This is a genomic window from Citrobacter freundii complex sp. CFNIH4 (assembly GCF_002934505.1).
In the GTDB taxonomy this organism is placed as follows: Bacteria; Pseudomonadota; Gammaproteobacteria; order Enterobacterales; family Enterobacteriaceae; genus Citrobacter; species Citrobacter freundii.
Genome location: NZ_CP026231.1, coordinates 1,572,430 through 1,591,244 on the forward strand (window position 1 = coordinate 1,572,430; position 18,815 = coordinate 1,591,244).

Sequence of the window (18,815 nt, forward strand, 5' to 3'; positions counted from 1 at the left end):
TGGGCATTATCGTGCAGCTCGTTGCAATATAACCGCTGACGGCTGGCGTTGCAGAAAGCGCATCCGCAGCATCATCAGCACCGCCGCAGAGGTCAGGCCGATAATAAAGCCCATCCAGAATCCTGCTGGCCCCATTCGGTCAACTACCAGATCGGTCAGCGCCAGAATATAGCCACTCGGCAGACCCAGCACCCAGTATGCCGTAAAGGTAATAAAGAAAATGGAACGCGTATCTTTATAACCACGCAGGATCCCGCTGCCAATAACCTGGATAGAGTCCGATATTTGATACACCGCGGCCAGTAACATGAGCTGCGCGGCCAGGGTGACGACTTCCGGATTATTGTTGTAGAGCAGGGCAATATGCTCGCGGAATGTCACGGTGAAAAGCGCCGTTACGACCGCCATGCAGACACCGACACCCAGGCCCGTTCTGGCTGCAGTTTGTGCATCCAGCGTGGAGCCCTGGCCCAGACGATAACCGACACGAATGGTGACGGCAGCAGCCAGAGACATCGGCAGGACGAACATTAACGAACTGAAGTTCAGTGCGATCTGGTGTCCGGCCACGTCGACAATCCCCAGCGGGGAAACCAGCAGAGCGACCACCGCAAACAGCGTTACCTCGAAAAATAACGCCAGCGCGATAGGTAAACCCAGTTGCACCAGACGCTTCATTACTGCGGTGTCAGGTTTCTGGAAACCACGCTCATTACGGATATCGCGCATCGAGCGCGCACGTTTGATGTAAGAGAGCATGGCGATAAACATCACCCAGTAAACAGCCGCCGTAGCCACGCCGCAGCCTACGCCACCCAGTTCCGGCATGCCTAAATGTCCATAAATGAAAACGTAGTTAACCGGAATGTTCACCAGCAGGCCGAGAAAGCCCATCACCATCGCTGGTTTAGTTTTGGCTAATCCTTCGCACTGGTTACGAGCTACCTGGAAGAACAAATACCCCGGTGCACCCCACAGCAAGGCACGCAGGTAGCCAACGGCTTTATCCGCCAGCGCCGGGTCAATGTTATGCATGGAGCGAATAATGTACCCTGCGTTCCATAGCACAACCATAATCAGCACGGAGACGCTGCCCGCCAGCCAGAATCCCTGACGTATTTGATGGGCGATACGGTCGCGGCGTCCGGAACCATTGAGTTGCGCAATGACCGGCGTCAAAGCCAGCAGTAGTCCATGACCAAACAGAATGGCAGGTAACCAGATAGAGGTACCAATGGCGACTGCCGCCATATCAGTAGCGCTGTATCCGCCCGCCATGACGGTATCAACGAATCCCATTGCGGTTTGAGCGATTTGCGCAAGAATCACCGGTATTGCCAGAGCTAATAACTGACGCGCTTCACTTACATACTTTTGCACGTGTACACCACTATATTGTTGTTATTTGAGAGACTAAAAAAGCCGCCTTATATGGCAGCAAGGAGAAAAAGCAGGGGAAATTTCAGTCTATTGTAGCGAGGAATACGTAATTCTCCAGTGAAAAAACAGGCGCTGGTGGCGCATTGCTGGCAACCTGAATTTCCACCTGCTATTGTGCTGTGCAGAGATGTCTTAATTGAGTTCAGGAGTAGGAAGTATGTTTACGGGTATTGTGCAGGGCACCGCAAAATTGGTGTCCATTGATGAAAAACCAAATTTTCGTACGCATGTTGTGGAGTTGCCTGAATATATGCTGGATGCGCTGGAGACCGGCGCATCGGTTGCCCACAATGGGTGCTGCCTGACGGTCACCGAAATTAACGGTAACCAGATAAGCTTTGACCTGATGAAAGAAACGCTGCGTATCACCAATCTGGGCGATCTGAAGGTCGGTGATTTGGTTAACGTTGAGCGTGCGGCAAAATTCAGTGATGAGATTGGCGGACATTTAATGTCGGGCCATATTATGACCACTGCCGAAGTGTCGAAAATTCTGACCTCGGAGAATAACCGTCAGGTGTGGTTTAAAGTCCAGGACCCGTCGCTGATGAAATATATCCTGTACAAAGGATTTATTGGTATTGACGGTATCAGTCTGACGGTCGGTGAAGTGACGCCGACGCGTTTCTGTGTGCACTTGATCCCGGAAACGCTGGAGCGTACGACGCTTGGCAAGAAAAAGCTGGGCGCAAGGGTCAATATCGAAATCGATCCCCAAACGCAGGCGGTGGTTGATACTGTTGAGCGTGTACTGGCGGCGCGTGAAAGCGCCATCAGCAACATAACGGGCGAAGCGGGAGCCTAAGCCTGAGAGTTAAGCCCTCGTTGATACGGGGGCGATAACGATTAACGGGGAACGCGCAGGCCGTGTTCAACGCCGCGAGAAAATACCACCTGCCATAACTGAATATCGCGAGCTCGAAACGCTCCGGCACAAGCGTTCAGATAATAGCTGAACATCCGCTTGAAACGTTCGGTATAGTTATCGGCGATTTCAGGCCAGGAGTTAATGAAACGTTCGTGCCAGGCCATCAGCGTCGTGTCGTAATCCGCGCCAAAATTATGCCAGTCTTCCATTACAAAATGTGGCTCGCTGGCGTTGGCAATCTGGCGAACTGATGGTAAACAGCCGTTCGGGAAGATATATTTATTGATCCACGGATCAACGTTATTGTCGGTCTTTTTGGAGCCGATGCTATGCAATAAAAAGAGACCATCCGGTTTTAAATTGCGATCGACCACGTCAAAATAGGTGGCGTAGTTTTTCGGCCCTACATGCTCAAACATGCCGACGGAAACAATACGATCGAATTTGTCATTCAGGTCACGATAATCCTGCAGCAAAATTGTGACATCAAGCCCCGCACACCGTGACTGCGCCATTTTCTGCTGTTCTGCCGAAATGGTTACACCCACCACGCTGACGCCATATTCTGATGCCATAAACTGGGATAAGCCGCCCCAGCCGCAGCCTATATCGAGCACCCGCATCCCTGGCTTCAACTGCAGCTTTTCAGCAATCATTTTTAGCTTCGCCTGCTGGGCAGATTCCAGGGTATCGGCATCTTTCCAGTAGGCGCAGGAATACTGCATATAGGGGTCCAGCATGCGAGTAAAGAGATCGTTGCCTAAATCGTAATGTTCTTTGCCGACAACCCATGCACGCTTTTTGGTCTGCAAATTGAACAAGCGAGCAGCGGCAATTCGTAACGTATCTTTGAAGTGGCGGGGGAGTTGGTTTTCAAGACCGGCGCGTAGGACTTTACTAAAAAACATATCCAGCCGGTCGCATTCCCACCAGCCATCCATATAACTTTCACCTAACCCTAACGATCCTTCCTGCAATACTCGTTTGAAAAAATCAGGGTTCTTTACGCGAATATCCGCCGGTGCCGGGCCATTAATGGTAATGCCTGCACGGCTCAATAATTCATTGGTGATGCGGTACCAGTCATCATCCGGTACGCTGACGTCTTCTATACACGATGAACTCATAGCTTCTCCATCACTGGTCGGTGATCAGAACTTTAAAACAGCGTAGACGCTTTTTTGGGCTTTGTGAGAAATCTCACGGAATTAATCCGTGAATCTATAATCCGACGTAGAACAGAGGAAGGGAGGAACCCTTGCCGAAAAGACCATCCGTGGGAATACGGGAACATTCTTGTTCCCGTTAACACATAAAAATTATCGTTTTTTTAACATCCGGAAATCAGTATAGGCCTGAATTTTTGACGATTCAACCGATAATTCTTAGCGGGCTAATTAATTGCCCGCGACAATTATTAGTGAGACTCTCCGTGGGCAATTTGCGCGCGGTCATCTGTTTGCGGGGCGTCAGTTTTCTGCGATTGCATTTTGTAACCCACAGCAGCCAGCAATACCGTGGTCAGCATAACGCTGGTAGTGGTGAGCAGCGGGGTAGCAATCAACCAGGAAACGACAAGGCTTGCCAGGAAGCATAAACCCAGTTGTAGCGTATTCTGCAATGCGGCAGCGCGTCCAGTGGCCTGTGGGAAAGGGCGTAATGCCTGGGCGACAACGATAGGGTAGATTGCGCCGTTCGCAATCGCCATAACGCAGAATGGGATCAGGATTTCAGCCAATGCAACATGATGAATAAAGCCGGTCGCCCAGGTGCCTACAACGCTGAAGGCATACAGAATGAGTAACCAGGGCAGCAGCTGACGACCCTGCCATTTTTGCAGCGCAGCACGACAGCCGTAACCACCGATTAAAAAGGCGATAGTTTGCGGAACATAGCTCAGACCAATTACCGCTGGGCTATAACCCATTTCGCTAAGGATGAACGGGGAACCCGTCAGCCATGCAAAAAAGCTCGCGGAACAGGCGGCATAAATCAGCACGTTTCCACGGTAAGTTTTCGAGCGCAGCAAGGTGGCGAAAGTCAGTTTATCCTGGCTGTCATCTCGTGCTTTAGCTGAAGGCTTTAAACGCAGCGCCGGAAGCATCAGAATCAGAGTAATGGCGAACAGGGTGGCAAAAATGGCCTGCCAGGAAAAATGTACCAGGATCCAACTACCTAATAACGGGGCGAGGGCAGGTGATAACCCGACCAGCGGCATAATGGTGGCAAAGATGCGGTTTACTTTTTGTGAAGGATAATAGTCGGTAACCAGCGCTTGCCAGATAACCGATGCTGCACAGACGCCAACGGCCTGAACAAATCGCAGTACCAGCAGGCCTGCGGCGTTTTCAACCCACAGCATGCCCAGACTGCCCAGTGCGAAGATAGATAAACCCAGCAGCAAAATAGGCTTGCGACCATAGTGGTCAGAGAGCGGTCCCCACAGCAGTTGTGCGACGGCAAAACCGGCTAAGAACAAGCTCAGGCTAGCGCTGACGGCAGATGCAGGCGTTTGCAGATCGGACTGAATTGCGGCGAAGGCGGGCAGATACATATCTGTTGCCAGAAAGCCGAGCACGCTAAGGCCCGCCAGCCAGACTAAAAACCCTTTCCCAGGTTGCATCATCATTTCTCTTTTTTTAGCAGTAGAACAATGCCGCTGAGTGTAGTGAGTGTAATTCTCGCTGTGAAACGCTAATATTTGCTTACTGATTTCAAAATTTTTGCAGGCAGAATATGTGGTCGGAATATTCACTTGAAGTGGTTGATGCGGTTGCGCGTAACGGTAGCTTTAGTTCAGCCGCACAGGAGCTACACCGTGTACCTTCGGCGGTAAGCTACACTGTGCGCCAACTGGAAGAGTGGCTGGCGGTACCGCTTTTTGAGCGACGCCATCGGGATGTGGAATTAACGCCTGCCGGGGCATGGTTTTTAAAAGAAGGTCGCTCTGTTATCAAAAAAATGCAGATCACGCGCCAGCAATGCCAGCAAATTGCCAACGGCTGGCGCGGACAGCTGGCGATCGCAGTCGATAACATTGTCCGCCCGGATCGTACCCGACAGATGATCGTGGATTTTTACCGTCACTTTGATGATGTGGAGTTGTTAGTTTTTCAGGAAGTGTTTAACGGCGTATGGGACGCGCTGTCCGATGGACGCGTGGAGCTGGCCATCGGCGCCACACAGGCGATTCCGGTAGGGGGGCGCTATACCTTCCGCGATATGGGAATGCTGAGCTGGAGTTGCGTGGTAGCCAGCCATCATCCACTGGCATCAATGCCCGGACCGCTAAGTGATGATACGTTGCGCAACTGGCCGTCACTGGTGCGCGAAGATACCTCCCGTACACTGCCAAAGCGTATTACCTGGCTGCTGGATAACCAAAAGCGCGTCGTGGTGCCTGACTGGGAATCATCCGCTACCTGCTTATCAGCAGGGCTGTGTGTTGGCATGGTACCGACGCATTTTGCCAAGCCGTGGATCGATAGCGGCAAGTGGGTTGCGCTGCAACTGGAGAACCCCTTTCCTGATGCTGCATGCTGTCTGACATGGCAGCAGAACGATACGTCACCGGCATTGAGTTGGCTGCTGGACTATTTAGGGGATAGTGAAACGTTGAACAAGGAATGGCTGCGGGAGCCAGATGAGACTCCCGCACAACAGGCTTAACGGCGGTAATCTCGGAACGGACCGTCGGCAACGGAGCGACGCTCAACCAGACGTGGATGCACCTCGATAGACTGTGACTCTTCACGTTTATTCACGATACGGTCTAACAGCATGTTGAAGGCCGTTTCACCTAGTGAATCCTTCGGCTGGTGAATGGTCGTTAAGGCCGGCGTGAAGAAGCGGGCGTTGCGCACGTTGTCGTAGCCGATGAGTGAGACATCCTGTGGTACGCGCAGACCCATTTCGTCAGCGGCGCACAGCGCACCCATCGCCATAATATCGCCACCGCAGAAGACAGCGGTTGGACGATGCGATTGCGACAGAATTTGCTGCATGGCGCGATAGCCGGACTCAGGCTCGAAATCGCCCTGGACAATCCAGTTATCAGGCACTTTAATCAGCGCTTCTTCCATCGCTTTCATAAAGCCCGCCAGACGCCCGGCCCCGGTGTTACGTTCCATTGGACCTGGGATCACGCCAATTTCACGATGACCGCGTTCTACCAGATACCGACCCGCCATGTAACCGCCTTCGAAGGCGTTATCAATGACCGTATCGGTAAAGTCGGCTTTAGCTTCGCCCCAGTCCATGACGACCATCGGAATATGGCGATACTCTTCGAGCATCGAAAGCAGCGACTCCGGATACTCAGAACACATCACCAGCAGACCATCAACGCGCTTTTGCGCCATCATCGACAGATAGGCCTGCTGCTTTTCGAGACTGTTCCATGCGTTACCCAGAATCAGCGTATAGCCTTTCTGGAAACAGTTTTTCTCCACGGCTTCGATAATTTCTGCGAAATAGGCCGCTTCGCTGCTGGTCGCCAGCAAGCCAATAGACTTGGTGTGATTCACCTTCAGGCTGCGGGCAACTGCGCTCGGAGAATAGTGCAGTTCTTTGATCGCTGCCCAGACAGCATTACGCGTTTCTTCCGCGACAAAGCGCGTCTTGTTAATTACGTGTGATACGGTTGTAGTGGAAACGTTTGCTCGCTTCGCTACATCTTTAATTGTTGCCATTACATCTCACTCCAGACCATATCCTAAGCTCCTGAGAATACTCCAGGTAAACGTTTGCCTTTACACACCCTTAGCGCAACGTAAGGGTTGCGGCACGCCGGGAAAACGACACGGAACGTCAGGAAGGGGTCAATGGCCGGTACGCTAATCAAGTAAGCGTGGAATTTTGTCTGATCTTAACGAAAAGGGGAAGAGTTAAAAGCAGTTATCAATATAAATCGTGAGAGATTTTTGCTTTCAAGTGTGTAAAAATGCGCAATATCACTTTTTGTGTGGGAATAAAAAGGAGAAAACTTGATGAGCACCGATCTGAAATTTTCGTTAGTGACTACCATTATTGTTCTGGGTTTGATCGTCGCGGGTGGCCTGACCGCAGCGCTGCATTGATTTCCCCGAGGGAGTTAGCTCTCCCTCACTCTTTCCGCTCGTCTATCTCTTCTATTGTTTGCGAATAAGCAAAAGTCTTTTGCAATTTTGTTAACTTTATTAATTTTGCGATCAATGTCATGCTTTTGACTCTTATTTTATGTCGCGCCACGGCTCGACGTTACGGAGTCGCAATATGAAACTCAATTATCCTTTACTGGCGCTGGCGATCGGAGCGTTTGGCATTGGCACCACCGAATTTTCGCCAATGGGATTATTGCCCGTCATAGCCAAAGGTGTGGATGTCTCGATTCCGGCGGCTGGCATGCTGATCAGCGCCTATGCGGTAGGTGTGATGGTAGGTGCACCGCTGATGACATTGCTGCTGTCTCATCGCGCGCGACGTAATGCTTTGATATTCCTGATGGCGATTTTCACGCTGGGTAATGTACTTTCGGCTATCTCGCCGGATTACACCACGCTAATGCTATCGCGTATTTTGACCAGTCTTAACCATGGGGCCTTTTTTGGTCTCGGTTCAGTGGTTGCTGCCAGTGTTGTACCCAAACATAAGCAGGCCAGCGCCGTAGCAACGATGTTTATGGGGTTAACCATCGCCAATATTGGCGGCGTTCCGGCGGCGACATGGCTTGGTGAAACCATCGGTTGGCGCATGTCATTTATGGCCACTGCGGGTCTGGGCGTCATTGCTATGGTTAGCCTGTTCTTCTCCTTACCCAAGGGTGGAGCCGGAGAGCGCCCGGATGTTCGCAGCGAACTGGCGGTACTTATGCGCCCACAGGTGTTGTCGGCGTTACTGACTACTGTACTGGGTGCTGGGGCGATGTTCACGCTTTATACTTACATCTCGCCAGTTCTGCATACTATCACTCATGCCACTCCGGCATTTGTTACCGGGATGCTGGTGTTGATAGGCATTGGTTTCTCGATCGGTAACTACTTTGGTGGCAAGTTTGCTGACCGTTCAGTCAACGGTACGTTGAAAGGCTTTTTACTGCTGCTGATGGTTATTATGCTGGCCATTCCTTTCCTTGCGCGTAATGAGCTGGGTGCGGCGATCTGTATGGTGGTCTGGGGCGCGGCGACGTTCGCGGTCGTTCCACCGTTGCAGATGCGTGTGATGCGCGTTGTCAGTGAAGCGCCTGGATTATCATCGTCAGTCAATATTGGCGCGTTTAATCTGGGGAACGCTCTGGGTGCAGCGGCCGGTGGGGCGGTGATATCAGGCGGCCTGGGCTACAGTTTTGTGCCAGTGATGGGGGCGATTGTGGCGGGTCTTGCGCTGCTGCTGGTGTTTATTTCCGCAAGAAGACAGCCAGAAGAGGCTTTCACGACCGCGAATTAACGCAAAAACGCAGAAGGAAGCCCTTCTGCGTTATCTTTTTTATGCTGCGAAGTTCTTCGCAACAAATTCCCAGTTCACCAGCGCCCAGAAATGTTCCAGGTAGCCAGGACGGGCATTGCGATAGTCGATGTAGTAGGCGTGTTCCCATACGTCAACGGTCATCAGCGGCGTCGCGTCGGTAGTCAGCGGAGTACCTGCGTTGGAGGTGGAGACGATAGCCAGTTTGCCATCAGTTCCTTTAACCAGCCAGGTCCAGCCAGAACCGAAGTTTTTGATAGCGGCATCGGTAAACTGCGCTTTGAAATCTGCAAAGCTGCCAAAGGAGGCGGCAATAGCATCGGCCAGTTTACCGGTTGGTTCGCCACCTGCGTTCGGTGCCAGGCAGTTCCAGTAGAACGTGTGGTTCCATACTTGTGCTGCGTTATTGAATACACCGCCTTCAGAGCTACGAACGATCTCTTCCAGTGATTTGCCTTCAAACGCCGTGCCTTTAATCAGATTGTTCAGATTGGTCACGTAGGTTTGATGGTGTTTGCCATAGTGATATTCCAGCGTTTCGGCAGAAATGTGCGGTGCCAGAGCATCTTTGGCATACGGTAATGCAGGTAATTCAAACGACATTGCTTCTCTCCTTATTATTTATATTGAGTACACACAATAGCCTCATTGTGAGTAAGGATAGGGTAGCAAATTGAAAGGTTATGCAAAAGAAGAACTTACCCTACAGCATGTTCTGTAGGGTAAGTTTTTAGCGAATTGTTTTTGGCGTCATTACCCGACGAGCGCCCACATAGTGGCGCTGCCAGTAATCTTCGCTCAGAGAGGTGATTTGAATTTCCTGCCCGCTACGCGGTGACTGAATAAACTTACCGTTTCCGACGTAGACGCCGACGTGATCGGCTGTTCCACGACCCTGGGTACGAAAGAAGACCAGATCGCCATTTTTCAGTTCGCCACGTTCAATCGGTGCGGCATCACGCAGATGATACATTTCGTTCGCGGTACGCGGAATGCGGAACTTCACCAGATCCTTATAGGCGTAATAAACCAGACCGCTGCAGTCAAACCCGGTTCTTGGCGAGGAGCCGCCCCAACGATAAGGTTTACCGATTTGGTTCATCAAGGTGGACATAGCGGTTTTAGTCGCTTTCTGCACTTTCACTTTATGTGCGTCAGCAAGTGTAGTCGGTGCAGTGGTTTTCACCTTCACGCAGCGTGGTTTATGGCCTTTGCGCGGTGTGCATTTTTCAGTCCAGGTAACGGCTGCGGTTTGTGCTACGGCAGTTTTACCACGACGATTTGCAGTTTTAGTCGACTTTGCCGGAGTGGCAGTGCGTTTTTTAGAAGAGGAAGCGGTTTTGGTGCTGGTTTTACTGGTGGTTTTTGTCGCCGTTTTCTTGCTGGTCTTTGTTGTTTTTTGGCTGGTTGTTGCGCTTTTCTTTTTATCTACCGTTTTGATGGTGTGAGAATTGGTAGGTGTCGTCCTGGCCTGCTTGGAAGCATGAGCCATAGGCGTAAAGGGCAGTGTAGTAAAAAGTAAAGCACAGAGCGTGATCGAGATTCGGTTTATCCGCGCCACTGAGCAGTCCTCTGGTAAGGCAGGTCTATCGTGCCTGCGTGTGATTTTCAAAACTTGACGATTCTAATCTATAGAAAGAGGGAAAGTTAATAGCTTTTTTTGTTTAAAACTATGTTTCGTAACCGACCGCAAAAAAAAACATCAATTAACGTTGGAGTTGGTGAACAGATAATCAAAACCACATGTTTGAAGGGGATAAATGAGATTATGAATGCAACTTTTAGCCTCAGGGGATAAAATAATAACGCGTAATGAAAATGTTATTTTCCGTTGCCTGTCTGACCCGTTACAATGTCAGACTACTGCCGTAAAAGAAGTTTAAGGAAGCAAGATAATGAGCACCACTATCGAAAAAATCCAGCGCCAGATCGCTGAAAACCCGATTCTCCTGTACATGAAAGGTTCTCCTAAACTGCCAAGCTGCGGTTTCTCCGCTCAGGCTGTGCAGGCGCTGTCAGCCTGTGGTGAACGCTTTGCTTACGTTGATATTCTGCAGAACCCGGATATTCGCGCCGAACTGCCGAAATATGCAAACTGGCCAACTTTCCCACAACTGTGGGTTGATGGTGAGCTGGTTGGCGGTTGTGACATTTTGATCGAAATGTACCAGCGCGGTGAGTTGCAGCAGCTGATTAAAGAAACAGCTGCGAAATACAAAACCGAAGAGCCGGACGCTGAGTAATATCAGCAGAAGTAAAAAAGCGACCTGAAATGGTCGCTTTTTTTATGTCGCCGTTATGCTTCTTCAGGCACGGGAAGAGGCCAACCACCGAGACGTTTCCAGCGGTTAACGATTTCGCAAAACAGCACGGCCGTACGTTCGGTGTCATACAGTGCCGAGTGTGCCTGATTCCCGTCAAACTCCATTCCCGCCGCCAGGCACGCTTTTGACAACACCGTTTGCCCCAATGACAGACCGCTTAATGCCGCCGTATCAAAGGTGACAAACGGATGAAACGGATTCCGTTTCAGCGAGGCGCGTTCTGCCGCTGCCATCATGAAACTGTGGTCGAACGTAGCGTTATGCGCCACCATGATTGCCCGATTGCAGCCGCTGTCTTTAATGCCTTTACGCACCATTTTGAAGATGGCATGCAGAGCGTCATATTCGCTGACCGCGCCGCGTAGCGGATTGTTCGGGTCAATACCGTTAAAGGCGAGGGCCTCCGGCTGCAGATTCGCGCCTTCAAACGGCTCTACGTGGAAATGCAACGTCGTGTCCGGCATCAGCCAGCCTTGTTCATCCATTTTCAGTGTGATGGCTGCAATCTCAAGCAGCGCATCGGTTTTGGCATTGAACCCTGCGGTTTCGACATCAATGACGACAGGATAAAAACCACGAAAACGGTCACACAGACCGGAAAGTTGAGCGTTATCGGACATCTGGGTCTCTTAATACGGGAAAATTGCAGCGCGTATTATGGCAAAATGATGAGTATAAAACTACGGGCACAGACGATCTGCGCCCGAGGGGGAAGTTAGTCGCCCAGGCCGCGCCCGGCGTCTTTCTCTTCGATCAGCTCAATTTTATAGCCGTCCGGATCTTCAACGAACGCAATCACTGTGGTGCCGCCTTTTACCGGACCCGCTTCACGCGTTACGTTACCGCCATTCTGGCGAATACGTTCACAGGCTTCAGCCGCGTTGTCTACGCTCAGGGCGATATGGCCATAGGCAGTACCCAGCTCATACTTGTCGACACCCCAGTTATAGGTCAGTTCGATTACGGCTTCACTGGTTTCAGGACCGTAGCCGACAAAAGCCAGAGAGTACTTGTATTCAGGGTTTTCGCTGGTACGCAGCAGCTTCATGCCCAGCACGTTGGTATAAAACTCGATGGAACGCTGCAGGTCACCCACGCGCAGCATGGTATGGAGTAAACGCATCTTTTTCCCCTTCGAAAATGGCTAATACATTCAAAATGTTGTTTTAGTATAGCGGCGTTGTTACGCCGCTATCAATGGCAGAACGGAGATTGTGACGTTAGAGGGTAGGATAGTCGGTGTAACCTTCCGCGCCGCCGCCGTAGAAGCTCTCGGCACGTTGCGGATTCAGTTCCGCTTTGCGTTGCAGACGCGCCACCAGATCCGGGTTAGCAATATAGGCGCGACCAAAAGCAACGGCGTCGATCAGACCTTTCTCGATCAGCGCTTCTGCCTTTTCAGGGGTGTAGGCACCAGCACCAATGATAGGACCGTGGAAGCGCGCGCGAACTTTTTCGCGGAACGCATCGGAATACGGCTCACCACCGGCCCAATCCGGCTCAGACATGTGCAGGTAAGCGATTCCACGCTTGCCCAATTGTTCAATCAGATACAGCGCATCGGCTTCTTCGTTCGGACCGTTGTCAACGTTCTGGAATGAGCCAATCGGGGAGACGCGAATACCAATACGATCGGCACCCCATTCTTTAATACCGGCATCAACCACTTCCAGCACAAGACGCGCACGATTTTCGACGCTACCGCCGTATTGATCGGTACGCTGATTAGAGGTTGGCGACAGGAACTGGTGCAGCAGGTAGCCGTGGGCAGAGTGTAGTTCAACCATGTCGAAACCCGCTTCGCGCGCGTTGGCTATCGCCTGACGGAAGTCATTAACGATGCCCGGAATCTCTTCGGTTTCCAGCGCACGTGGCATTGAGGTATCGGCACGCGTTGCCAGGCCGTTTTCATCGCGCAGCGAGGTGCGGGTTCCAGCACTAATCGCGGAAGGTGCAACTGGAGCTTGACCATTTGGCTGCAGACTGGCGTGAGAGATGCGTCCGGTGTGCCACAACTGGACAGCAATATGACCTTGCTCAGCGTGTACGGCAGCGGTGATTTTCTTCCATGCGGCAATTTGCGCTTCGCTGTGTAAGCCGGGTGCTCCGGCATAGCCTTTCGCCTGTGCGGAAATCTGCGTCGCTTCGCTGATAATAAGACCCGCGCTGGCGCGTTGACGGTAATACTCGGCCATCAGCGGAGTAGGGATGTCGCCAGGCTCAATACTGCGCAGACGCGTCAGTGGCGCCATGAATACGCGGTTTGCTGCCGTAATGGCACCCACTTTCAGTGGGGAAAACAGTTTTTCAGATGACATGTGGCACTCCTGAATAGACCGGTCGTCTAGTAATAAAAGAAATAAAAACGCCTGTTAAACGGCAGGCGTTGTGATGATGTTTTTAACGTGCGCCAGCGCATTTTCCAGCGGAGTAGCGCTACGAGAAATCTTGGCCTGTAGGTTGGCGCCAAGCCACAGCGCATACAGTACTTGCGCCTGCTGTAACGGCTCGCCAACAAAGGACAGACAATGGCTGGCCTGACCTTTCTCCAGTGCCTGCGCTAACAGCACAATAATGTGCCGCGCGCCTTTATCCATCGCTGTGCGCATATCTTCTGACAGATCGCACACTTCGGCAGACAGTTTTACAGTTAAACAGCCGCTAATAATGCCGTGCTGGCTAAACTGGTTCAGGGTTTCCTGATAGTAGGCCAGAATGCGGTCGCGGTAGTTTCCCGCCCCCATATCAAAGTGCGTAGCCAGTCGCTGATGATAGGCCGCATAGTGGCGTTCCAGCATCGCGACACCGAACGCTTCTTTAGAGCGAAAATAATGATAAAACGAACCTTTGGGCACTTCAGCGGTTTTCAGTAGTTCGCTTAAACCCATGCCGGTGAAGCCGCGCTGCATACACAGCAATTCGCCAGTCGCCAGCAGATGTTCGCGTGTATCGTGTTCAGTGATTTTGTTCATGTAAAGGAGTGTAATAGACCAGTCGGTCTAATGCAATAGCGCTTGCGAGAAATTCAGTTAACGTCTTCAATAAGTATATCAATCTTACTAAAGGAGGGGATGTGGCCGAACAGCTGGAGTTTTTCCCCGTCCAGAGCCCATGCCGTGGAATATGTCAGTCTGACGAACGCGGATTTTGCCGTGGCTGTTTTCGCAGTCGGGATGAACGTTTTAACTGGCAAAAGATGAGCGATGCCCAAAAGCAGGAAGTGCTACGGCTTTGTCGTCAGCGCCTGATGCGTAAATTACGAGCGAACAAAGCCAACCCTTCGGAAGAACCGCAACAACCTTCACTCTTTTAAAAGCGTAATTGCGTATACTCGAGGCACATTCACTTAAAAGGAAGCTGCTATGGTTCAGCGTATTACTATTGCGCCGCAAGGCCCAGAATTTTCTCGCTTTGTGATGGGGTACTGGCGCCTGATGGACTGGAATATGTCCGCGCGCCAGCTAGTCAGCTTTATTGAAGAGCATCTGGATCTGGGCGTGACCACCGTCGATCACGCCGATATCTACGGTGGATACCAGTGTGAAGCGGCGTTTGGTGAGGCAATGAAACTGGCTCCGTATTTGCGTGAAAAAATGCAGATTGTGACCAAATGCGGGATCGCGACGACGGCGCGCGCGGAAAATGCGCTGGGACATTACATTACCGACAGCGCGCATATTATTGCCAGTGCGGAAGAATCGCTGAAGCTGCTGGCGACCGATCATATTGATCTGTTGCTCATCCACCGTCCCGATCCGCTTATGGATGCTGACGACGTCGCCGACGCTTTCAAAAAATTGCACCACAGTGGCAAAGTGCGTCACTTTGGTGTCTCTAATTTCACCCCGGCACAGTTCTCATTGTTGCAATCGCGTCTGCCGTTTACGCTGGCGACCAACCAGGTTGAAATCTCTCCGGTACATCAGCCGCTCCTGCTGGATGGCACTTTAGATCAACTGCAACAGTTGCGTATTCGTCCAATGGCCTGGTCCTGCCTCGGCGGCGGTCGCTTGTTTAATGACGATGCGTTCCAGCCATTACGAAATGAACTTGCCGCGATCGTAGAAGAGTTAAACGCGCAGTCTATTGAGCAGGTGGTGTACGCCTGGATTTTACGTTTGCCGTCTCAGCCGCTGCCGATTATTGGCTCAGGAAAAATAGAGCGCGTACGCGCCGCCATTGAGTCTGAGACGCTGAACATGTCTCGCCAGCAATGGTTCCGCATTCGTAAAGCTGCACTGGGTTACGACGTACCTTAATCGTGTTTTTGGTGCATCTCCGTTCAAAATTGCGTCACTGGTTTACACTTAACAATCAGACACCTTTTGGACGGAGGTCTTATGAAGCGTTTGAGTTTGGCCATCATCACTCTACTCGCCTGTGCAGGTGCGCAGGCTGCCATTGAAGAAAAAGTGACGATGAATCTGGTCACGTCGCAAGGCGTTGGCCAGGCGATTGGTACGGTCACTATTGCTGAAACCGCAAAGGGGCTGGAGTTTTCGCCCGATCTGAAAGCGTTGCCGCCGGGAGAACATGGCTTCCACGTGCATATGAACGGCAGCTGCCAACCGGCGATTAAAGAAGGGAAAGCCTCAGCCGCGGAATCGGCTGGAGGCCATTATGATCCGCACCAAACCGGCAAACACGAAGGCCCGGAAGGCGCAGGTCATATGGGTGACCTGCCGCTGCTGGTGGTGAATAACGACGGAAACGCCACAACACCGGTCATTGCGCCGCGCCTCAAAACGCTCGATGAGGTTAAAGGCAAAGAGCTGATGATCCATGTGGGCGGCGATAATATGTCCGATCAACCGAAACCGCTTGGCGGTGGCGGAGCGCGCTACGCCTGTGGTGTTATCAAATAATCAACTACTGAGAGTGCCCGGCGGTGGCGCCTGTTCGAGTTGTGAAAGCGAGCAGTGTAGCCGCCAGACCAATGCCGATAACTCCTGTGCAGCAGGTTGATGATGGTGGGCAAGCGTATCGCAGATGCGTTGTAGCTCACTCAGCGTGGCATTCAGTGGTCGTTGCTGGACGCCACGTTCGCTCATTACATCGCGCAGCAGAGAGATACACACGTCCCTGACGCGAGCCAGCGGATCCGAACGCGCCTCCCAGGTGCGCAGTTGCCACACCACGTGCGAGCAGTTCAGCAATACGACCCCCCAACGTAATAACCAGCGTCGCGCCAGCGCATCCTGACTGCTGCTGAGCTGGCTGACGTGATGATAGGTCAGCGATTCAAATTCGTTTTCACTGAGTGATGGGTGTCGGCTGAGCTGATCGACAAAATCCCGGCGCAGGGCGCGAATATGGCGGCGACTTTTCCGTGCATCCGATCCAGGCCGCAGAATGGCGAAGGCCAGCCATGACAGCGCCACGCCAGTGATTTTCGCCATATTGTCATTCAGGAAATCAGCAAAATCATATACCGGCGGATTGGTCACCGCGATAAACGAACCCATAAATACAATCAGTTGCCCCCAAAGACCTGCCAGCGCTGGCATTTGCAGCTTTAACAGTTGCATGGTGGCGAGTAGCGGGAAGAGAAAGAGAATGAATTGCCAGAGGTCGGAAATTTGCACCATCAGGCCAAACTTAACCACAAAGCTAAACAGCGACAGCAGAACCAGTGTGCGCATCAGCAAAGAAAGCGACTTGAACGGCGTGGCAACGGCGGAATACAGCACGCTGCTGATGGCGGCGAGCGTGAGTGCGCCAGAGCCTGATTCCCATTGTGCGCCAATGCTCCATGCGCCGATAAGCATCAAAGTGCAGAACGTACGTAACCCGCTCCAGATAGCTTCCGCATTATCGGTATGACGGGCAAGCCCCGGCGTGCGGACGATATTAATACGCTCGGCGGTAACGCCATTTTCCAGTAAATGCAGATAATGACTGCTGCGCAGATAGAGCCGACAAAAATAACGCAGTCGTTGCCAGAAGGCGACGTGTCGATAGTCGCGTGCATCGACGGGTCGCAGTGGGGCAATAATACGTGCAACGGTGTAGCTATTAGCATTGGATTTTATCAGTTCGCTGAGCAACTGTTCGATAATTTCCCGGGTATTGGACGGGGGATTAGGCCAGTTCAGCAGCATCCTGCGCAGACTGGAAATCACGCTGGTCATCCTTAACTGTTGATGCAACAGCGAATTGAGCAAAGCATTTTGTCGGCGAAAACGGTAGTGGCTCCAGAACGCCTGAATACGCAGCAGGTTCATGGTAAGAATCTGACCGATAACACCTTCATGGGCTGTGCGAATGGCGTCCGTGGTTTCTGGTTGCCAGAGTAGGCTGGCATGTTCCAGTAAACGTGAATGCATGTTTTTCAATGCAGTCAGTAACGTGATGCCATCGGAGGTGCTGGGCAGGATCATCATCATCACACCGCCACACAAGATACCGACGATGACTTCACACACGCGTGCCTGCGCGATATCCCATAACTGCGTAATTTCCACGGTATTGACCATGGGAAACGCAATGATTGCCGCCGTATAACCTGCCAGTTGAAAGGCGTAGGCAACGTTATTGGTGAAATGCGCACAGGCCCAGGTACAAAAACCGATCCACACCGACATGCTCAGCAAGAACAACCACGGCTCATTAAGGGTATGACCGGCAATAATCAATGCGGCGGTGGCACCCAGTAAGCTCCCCGCCACGCGACCCAGACTTTTGCTGATAACCCCGCCAACGGTGGGAAAACTGACCACCGCCGCTGAGGTCATCGCCCAATAGGGTTCGTCCAGATTCAGATAATAAGCAAAAGTTAACGCCAGACACATCGCAATGGTGTTACGCAGCGCATAACGCCACTGTGCCGCCGTGGCTTTAAACCACGGCAAATTGCCAGGTGTCAGGCGGGGTAGTTTCATTTACGCTGGCCGATGGATACGCTGCAGGTTGTACCTGATACCAGCGTTACATCCCGCGGCAGGGCGTCGAATTCGATGCGTACCGGGATACGCTGCGCCAGACGCACCCACGGCACGTTGGGCTTGATATCTGGAATCAGGCCGGAATCACTTTCCACACTTTGATCGTAGATAGCACGACCAATACTGGAAACGTGACCCTGTAACTTTATATCACCGCTGTAGAGCGTGATGAGGGCAGGTGCACCTTCGCGAATGTGGCGCAACTTAGTTTCTTCAAAATACCCCATTACATAAAAAGAGTGACTGTCGACGAGAGCAAACAGAGGTTTCCCGGTTGAAGCGTAGTCTCCAGGACGGGTTGAAAGATTGGTGACCCAGCCCGCTACGGGGGCTTTGACCACCGTTTGCGTCAATTGCCACTGTGCCTGGCGCAGACTGGCCTCTGCTGCTTCAACACTCGCCTGCATGGCTTTCACGTTGAGATTTGCGGTATCCAGATCCTCGGCTGAGATGTAATTTTGCGATAAATGACGGCGGCGGTTGGCTTCGTTATTGGCTTTCGCCAGGTCAGACTGCGCTTTTGCAAGTTGCGCTTGCGCATTCAGTTCAGCAATGTGAAATGGTGTCTTGTCGATAATAAAAAGGACATCGCCTTTATTCACAAACTGGTTATCTTTTATATAGAGTTCGCTAATGCTACCTGACACCTGTGGCGTAATGCTGACCTGCTCAGCTCGCACTTTGCCATCACGTGTCCAGGGCGATTGCATATAGTAATTCCACATCCACCATCCGGCGAAAACTGCGATTGCAGCGACTATAATAGTGGAGAAGTATTTAACGGTTTTAAGCGACATA

At 51.7% G+C, this 18,815-nt stretch carries 19 protein-coding genes and 1 pseudogene; 8 read left to right on the plus strand and 12 right to left on the minus strand.

Annotated features, from left to right (window positions below; all coding sequences use genetic code 11):
• Positions 1 to 6: 6 nt before the first annotated feature.
• Complete coding sequence (gene mdtK / locus C2U41_RS08060; RefSeq protein WP_003029224.1) at positions 7 to 1,380, minus strand: multidrug efflux MATE transporter MdtK; 1,374 nt, start codon at positions 1,378 to 1,380, stop codon at positions 7 to 9.
• Between the two features lie 217 nt (positions 1,381 to 1,597).
• Here mdtK and C2U41_RS08065 point away from each other — a divergent pair, with 217 nt between their 5' ends.
• Positions 1,598 to 2,245: a riboflavin synthase gene (locus C2U41_RS08065; protein ID WP_003832752.1), complete on the plus strand. Its 648-nt coding sequence runs from the start codon at positions 1,598 to 1,600 to the stop codon at positions 2,243 to 2,245.
• A 41-nt stretch (positions 2,246 to 2,286) separates the two neighbouring features.
• Here the strand turns inward: C2U41_RS08065 and cfa are convergent, their stop codons facing one another.
• A complete protein-coding gene (cfa, locus tag C2U41_RS08070; protein WP_003029219.1) occupies positions 2,287 to 3,435 on the minus strand; it encodes a cyclopropane fatty acyl phospholipid synthase in 1,149 nt (382 codons plus the stop codon).
• 290 nt (positions 3,436 to 3,725) lie between these two features.
• A complete protein-coding gene (gene punC / locus C2U41_RS08075; protein ID WP_048241056.1) occupies positions 3,726 to 4,931 on the minus strand; it encodes a purine nucleoside transporter PunC in 1,206 nt (401 codons plus the stop codon).
• 113 nt (positions 4,932 to 5,044) lie between these two features.
• Here punC and punR point away from each other — a divergent pair, with 113 nt between their 5' ends.
• On the plus strand, positions 5,045 to 5,977 hold the full coding sequence (gene punR, locus C2U41_RS08080; protein ID WP_003029215.1) for a DNA-binding transcriptional activator PunR: 933 nt from the start codon (positions 5,045 to 5,047) through the stop codon (positions 5,975 to 5,977).
• Here the strand turns inward: punR and purR are convergent.
• Positions 5,974 to 6,999, minus strand: a complete 1,026-nt coding sequence (gene purR / locus C2U41_RS08085; RefSeq protein ID WP_003029211.1) for an HTH-type transcriptional repressor PurR — start codon at positions 6,997 to 6,999, stop codon at positions 5,974 to 5,976. The two genes, punR and purR, sit on opposite strands and share 4 nt — an antisense overlap.
• Positions 7,000 to 7,296: 297 nt before the next feature.
• On the opposite strand from purR, the gene cydH reads away from it, so the two are divergent.
• Together cydH and C2U41_RS08100 are read left to right on the plus strand one after the other, a co-directional pair.
• On the plus strand, positions 7,297 to 7,386 hold the full coding sequence (cydH, locus tag C2U41_RS08095; RefSeq protein ID WP_003029209.1) for a cytochrome bd-I accessory subunit CydH: 90 nt from the start codon (positions 7,297 to 7,299) through the stop codon (positions 7,384 to 7,386).
• Between the two features lie 175 nt (positions 7,387 to 7,561).
• The gene (locus tag C2U41_RS08100; protein ID WP_103848733.1) at positions 7,562 to 8,731 is read left to right on the plus strand and encodes an MFS transporter; all 1,170 of its coding nucleotides are present in this window, start codon (positions 7,562 to 7,564) and stop codon (positions 8,729 to 8,731) included.
• 39 nt (positions 8,732 to 8,770) lie between these two features.
• Here C2U41_RS08100 and sodB read toward each other — a convergent pair whose 3' ends face one another.
• Together sodB and C2U41_RS08110 are read right to left on the minus strand one after the other, a co-directional pair.
• The gene (gene sodB, locus C2U41_RS08105; RefSeq protein ID WP_003029205.1) at positions 8,771 to 9,352 is read right to left on the minus strand and encodes a superoxide dismutase [Fe]; all 582 of its coding nucleotides are present in this window, start codon (positions 9,350 to 9,352) and stop codon (positions 8,771 to 8,773) included.
• A 127-nt stretch (positions 9,353 to 9,479) separates the two neighbouring features.
• Positions 9,480 to 10,310 carry a C40 family peptidase gene (locus C2U41_RS08110; protein WP_032935840.1) on the minus strand — a complete coding sequence of 277 codons (831 nt, stop codon included), beginning with the start codon at positions 10,308 to 10,310 and terminating at the stop codon, positions 9,480 to 9,482.
• Positions 10,311 to 10,644: 334 nt separating this feature from the next.
• Between C2U41_RS08110 and grxD the strand changes: the two genes are divergently transcribed.
• Positions 10,645 to 10,992 carry a monothiol glutaredoxin 4 gene (grxD, locus tag C2U41_RS08115; RefSeq protein WP_003832760.1) on the plus strand — a complete coding sequence of 116 codons (348 nt, stop codon included), beginning with the start codon at positions 10,645 to 10,647 and terminating at the stop codon, positions 10,990 to 10,992.
• A gap of 53 nt (positions 10,993 to 11,045) precedes the next feature.
• Here the strand turns inward: grxD and rnt are convergent, their stop codons facing one another.
• The 4 genes from rnt to C2U41_RS08135 form a co-directional block, all read right to left on the minus strand.
• The gene (gene rnt / locus C2U41_RS08120) at positions 11,046 to 11,693 is read right to left on the minus strand and encodes a ribonuclease T (RefSeq protein ID WP_003029200.1); all 648 of its coding nucleotides are present in this window, start codon (positions 11,691 to 11,693) and stop codon (positions 11,046 to 11,048) included.
• A 95-nt stretch (positions 11,694 to 11,788) separates the two neighbouring features.
• Positions 11,789 to 12,196, minus strand: coding sequence for a lactoylglutathione lyase (gene gloA / locus C2U41_RS08125; protein ID WP_003029198.1), 408 nt, complete (start codon positions 12,194 to 12,196; stop codon positions 11,789 to 11,791).
• A 97-nt stretch (positions 12,197 to 12,293) separates the two neighbouring features.
• Positions 12,294 to 13,391, minus strand: a complete 1,098-nt coding sequence (locus C2U41_RS08130; RefSeq protein WP_003029197.1) for an alkene reductase — start codon at positions 13,389 to 13,391, stop codon at positions 12,294 to 12,296.
• 54 nt (positions 13,392 to 13,445) lie between these two features.
• Positions 13,446 to 14,045 (minus strand): TetR/AcrR family transcriptional regulator, encoded by a 600-nt coding sequence (locus C2U41_RS08135; protein WP_103848734.1) that lies wholly within the window; start codon positions 14,043 to 14,045, stop codon positions 13,446 to 13,448.
• A gap of 101 nt (positions 14,046 to 14,146) precedes the next feature.
• Between C2U41_RS08135 and C2U41_RS08140 the strand changes: the two genes are divergently transcribed.
• The 3 genes from C2U41_RS08140 (at position 14,147) to sodC (ending at position 15,938) form a co-directional block, all read left to right on the plus strand.
• Positions 14,147 to 14,386, plus strand: a complete 240-nt coding sequence (locus C2U41_RS08140; protein WP_003029191.1) for a DUF1289 domain-containing protein — start codon at positions 14,147 to 14,149, stop codon at positions 14,384 to 14,386.
• 49 nt (positions 14,387 to 14,435) lie between these two features.
• Positions 14,436 to 15,332, plus strand: coding sequence for an aldo/keto reductase (locus C2U41_RS08145; RefSeq protein ID WP_103848735.1), 897 nt, complete (start codon positions 14,436 to 14,438; stop codon positions 15,330 to 15,332).
• An 81-nt stretch (positions 15,333 to 15,413) separates the two neighbouring features.
• Positions 15,414 to 15,938 carry a superoxide dismutase [Cu-Zn] SodC gene (sodC, locus tag C2U41_RS08150; RefSeq protein ID WP_103848736.1) on the plus strand — a complete coding sequence of 175 codons (525 nt, stop codon included), beginning with the start codon at positions 15,414 to 15,416 and terminating at the stop codon, positions 15,936 to 15,938.
• Here sodC and C2U41_RS08155 read toward each other — a convergent pair.
• Both C2U41_RS08155 and C2U41_RS08160 read right to left on the minus strand, forming a co-directional pair.
• Positions 15,914 to 17,954 (minus strand): annotated as a pseudogene (locus C2U41_RS08155) (FUSC family protein). The gene sodC and the pseudogene C2U41_RS08155 sit on opposite strands and share 25 nt — an antisense overlap.
• Positions 17,951 to 18,814: an efflux RND transporter periplasmic adaptor subunit gene (locus tag C2U41_RS08160; RefSeq protein ID WP_003836440.1), complete on the minus strand. Its 864-nt coding sequence runs from the start codon at positions 18,812 to 18,814 to the stop codon at positions 17,951 to 17,953. The pseudogene C2U41_RS08155 and the gene C2U41_RS08160 overlap by 4 nt, the downstream one beginning before the upstream one ends.
• Position 18,815 lies beyond the last annotated feature (1 nt).

Excerpts from the sequence above, each read along its gene's own strand:
- C2U41_RS08065 (WP_003832752.1), top strand. The coding sequence starts at position 1,598 with ATGTTTACGGGTATTGTGCAGGGCACCGCAAAATTGGTGTCCATTGAT.
- cfa (WP_003029219.1), bottom strand. The coding sequence starts at position 3,435 with ATGAGTTCATCGTGTATAGAAGACGTCAGCGTACCGGATGATGACTGG.
- punC (WP_048241056.1), bottom strand. The coding sequence starts at position 4,931 with ATGCAACCTGGGAAAGGGTTTTTAGTCTGGCTGGCGGGCCTTAGCGTG.
- punR (WP_003029215.1), top strand. The coding sequence starts at position 5,045 with ATGTGGTCGGAATATTCACTTGAAGTGGTTGATGCGGTTGCGCGTAAC.
- purR (WP_003029211.1), bottom strand. The coding sequence starts at position 6,999 with ATGGCAACAATTAAAGATGTAGCGAAGCGAGCAAACGTTTCCACTACA.
- cydH (WP_003029209.1), top strand. The coding sequence starts at position 7,297 with ATGAGCACCGATCTGAAATTTTCGTTAGTGACTACCATTATTGTTCTG.
- C2U41_RS08100 (WP_103848733.1), top strand. The coding sequence starts at position 7,562 with ATGAAACTCAATTATCCTTTACTGGCGCTGGCGATCGGAGCGTTTGGC.
- sodB (WP_003029205.1), bottom strand. The coding sequence starts at position 9,352 with ATGTCGTTTGAATTACCTGCATTACCGTATGCCAAAGATGCTCTGGCA.
- grxD (WP_003832760.1), top strand. The coding sequence starts at position 10,645 with ATGAGCACCACTATCGAAAAAATCCAGCGCCAGATCGCTGAAAACCCG.
- rnt (WP_003029200.1), bottom strand. The coding sequence starts at position 11,693 with ATGTCCGATAACGCTCAACTTTCCGGTCTGTGTGACCGTTTTCGTGGT.
- gloA (WP_003029198.1), bottom strand. The coding sequence starts at position 12,196 with ATGCGTTTACTCCATACCATGCTGCGCGTGGGTGACCTGCAGCGTTCC.
- C2U41_RS08130 (WP_003029197.1), bottom strand. The coding sequence starts at position 13,391 with ATGTCATCTGAAAAACTGTTTTCCCCACTGAAAGTGGGTGCCATTACG.
- C2U41_RS08135 (WP_103848734.1), bottom strand. The coding sequence starts at position 14,045 with ATGAACAAAATCACTGAACACGATACACGCGAACATCTGCTGGCGACT.
- C2U41_RS08145 (WP_103848735.1), top strand. The coding sequence starts at position 14,436 with ATGGTTCAGCGTATTACTATTGCGCCGCAAGGCCCAGAATTTTCTCGC.
- sodC (WP_103848736.1), top strand. The coding sequence starts at position 15,414 with ATGAAGCGTTTGAGTTTGGCCATCATCACTCTACTCGCCTGTGCAGGT.
- C2U41_RS08160 (WP_003836440.1), bottom strand. The coding sequence starts at position 18,814 with ATGTCGCTTAAAACCGTTAAATACTTCTCCACTATTATAGTCGCTGCA.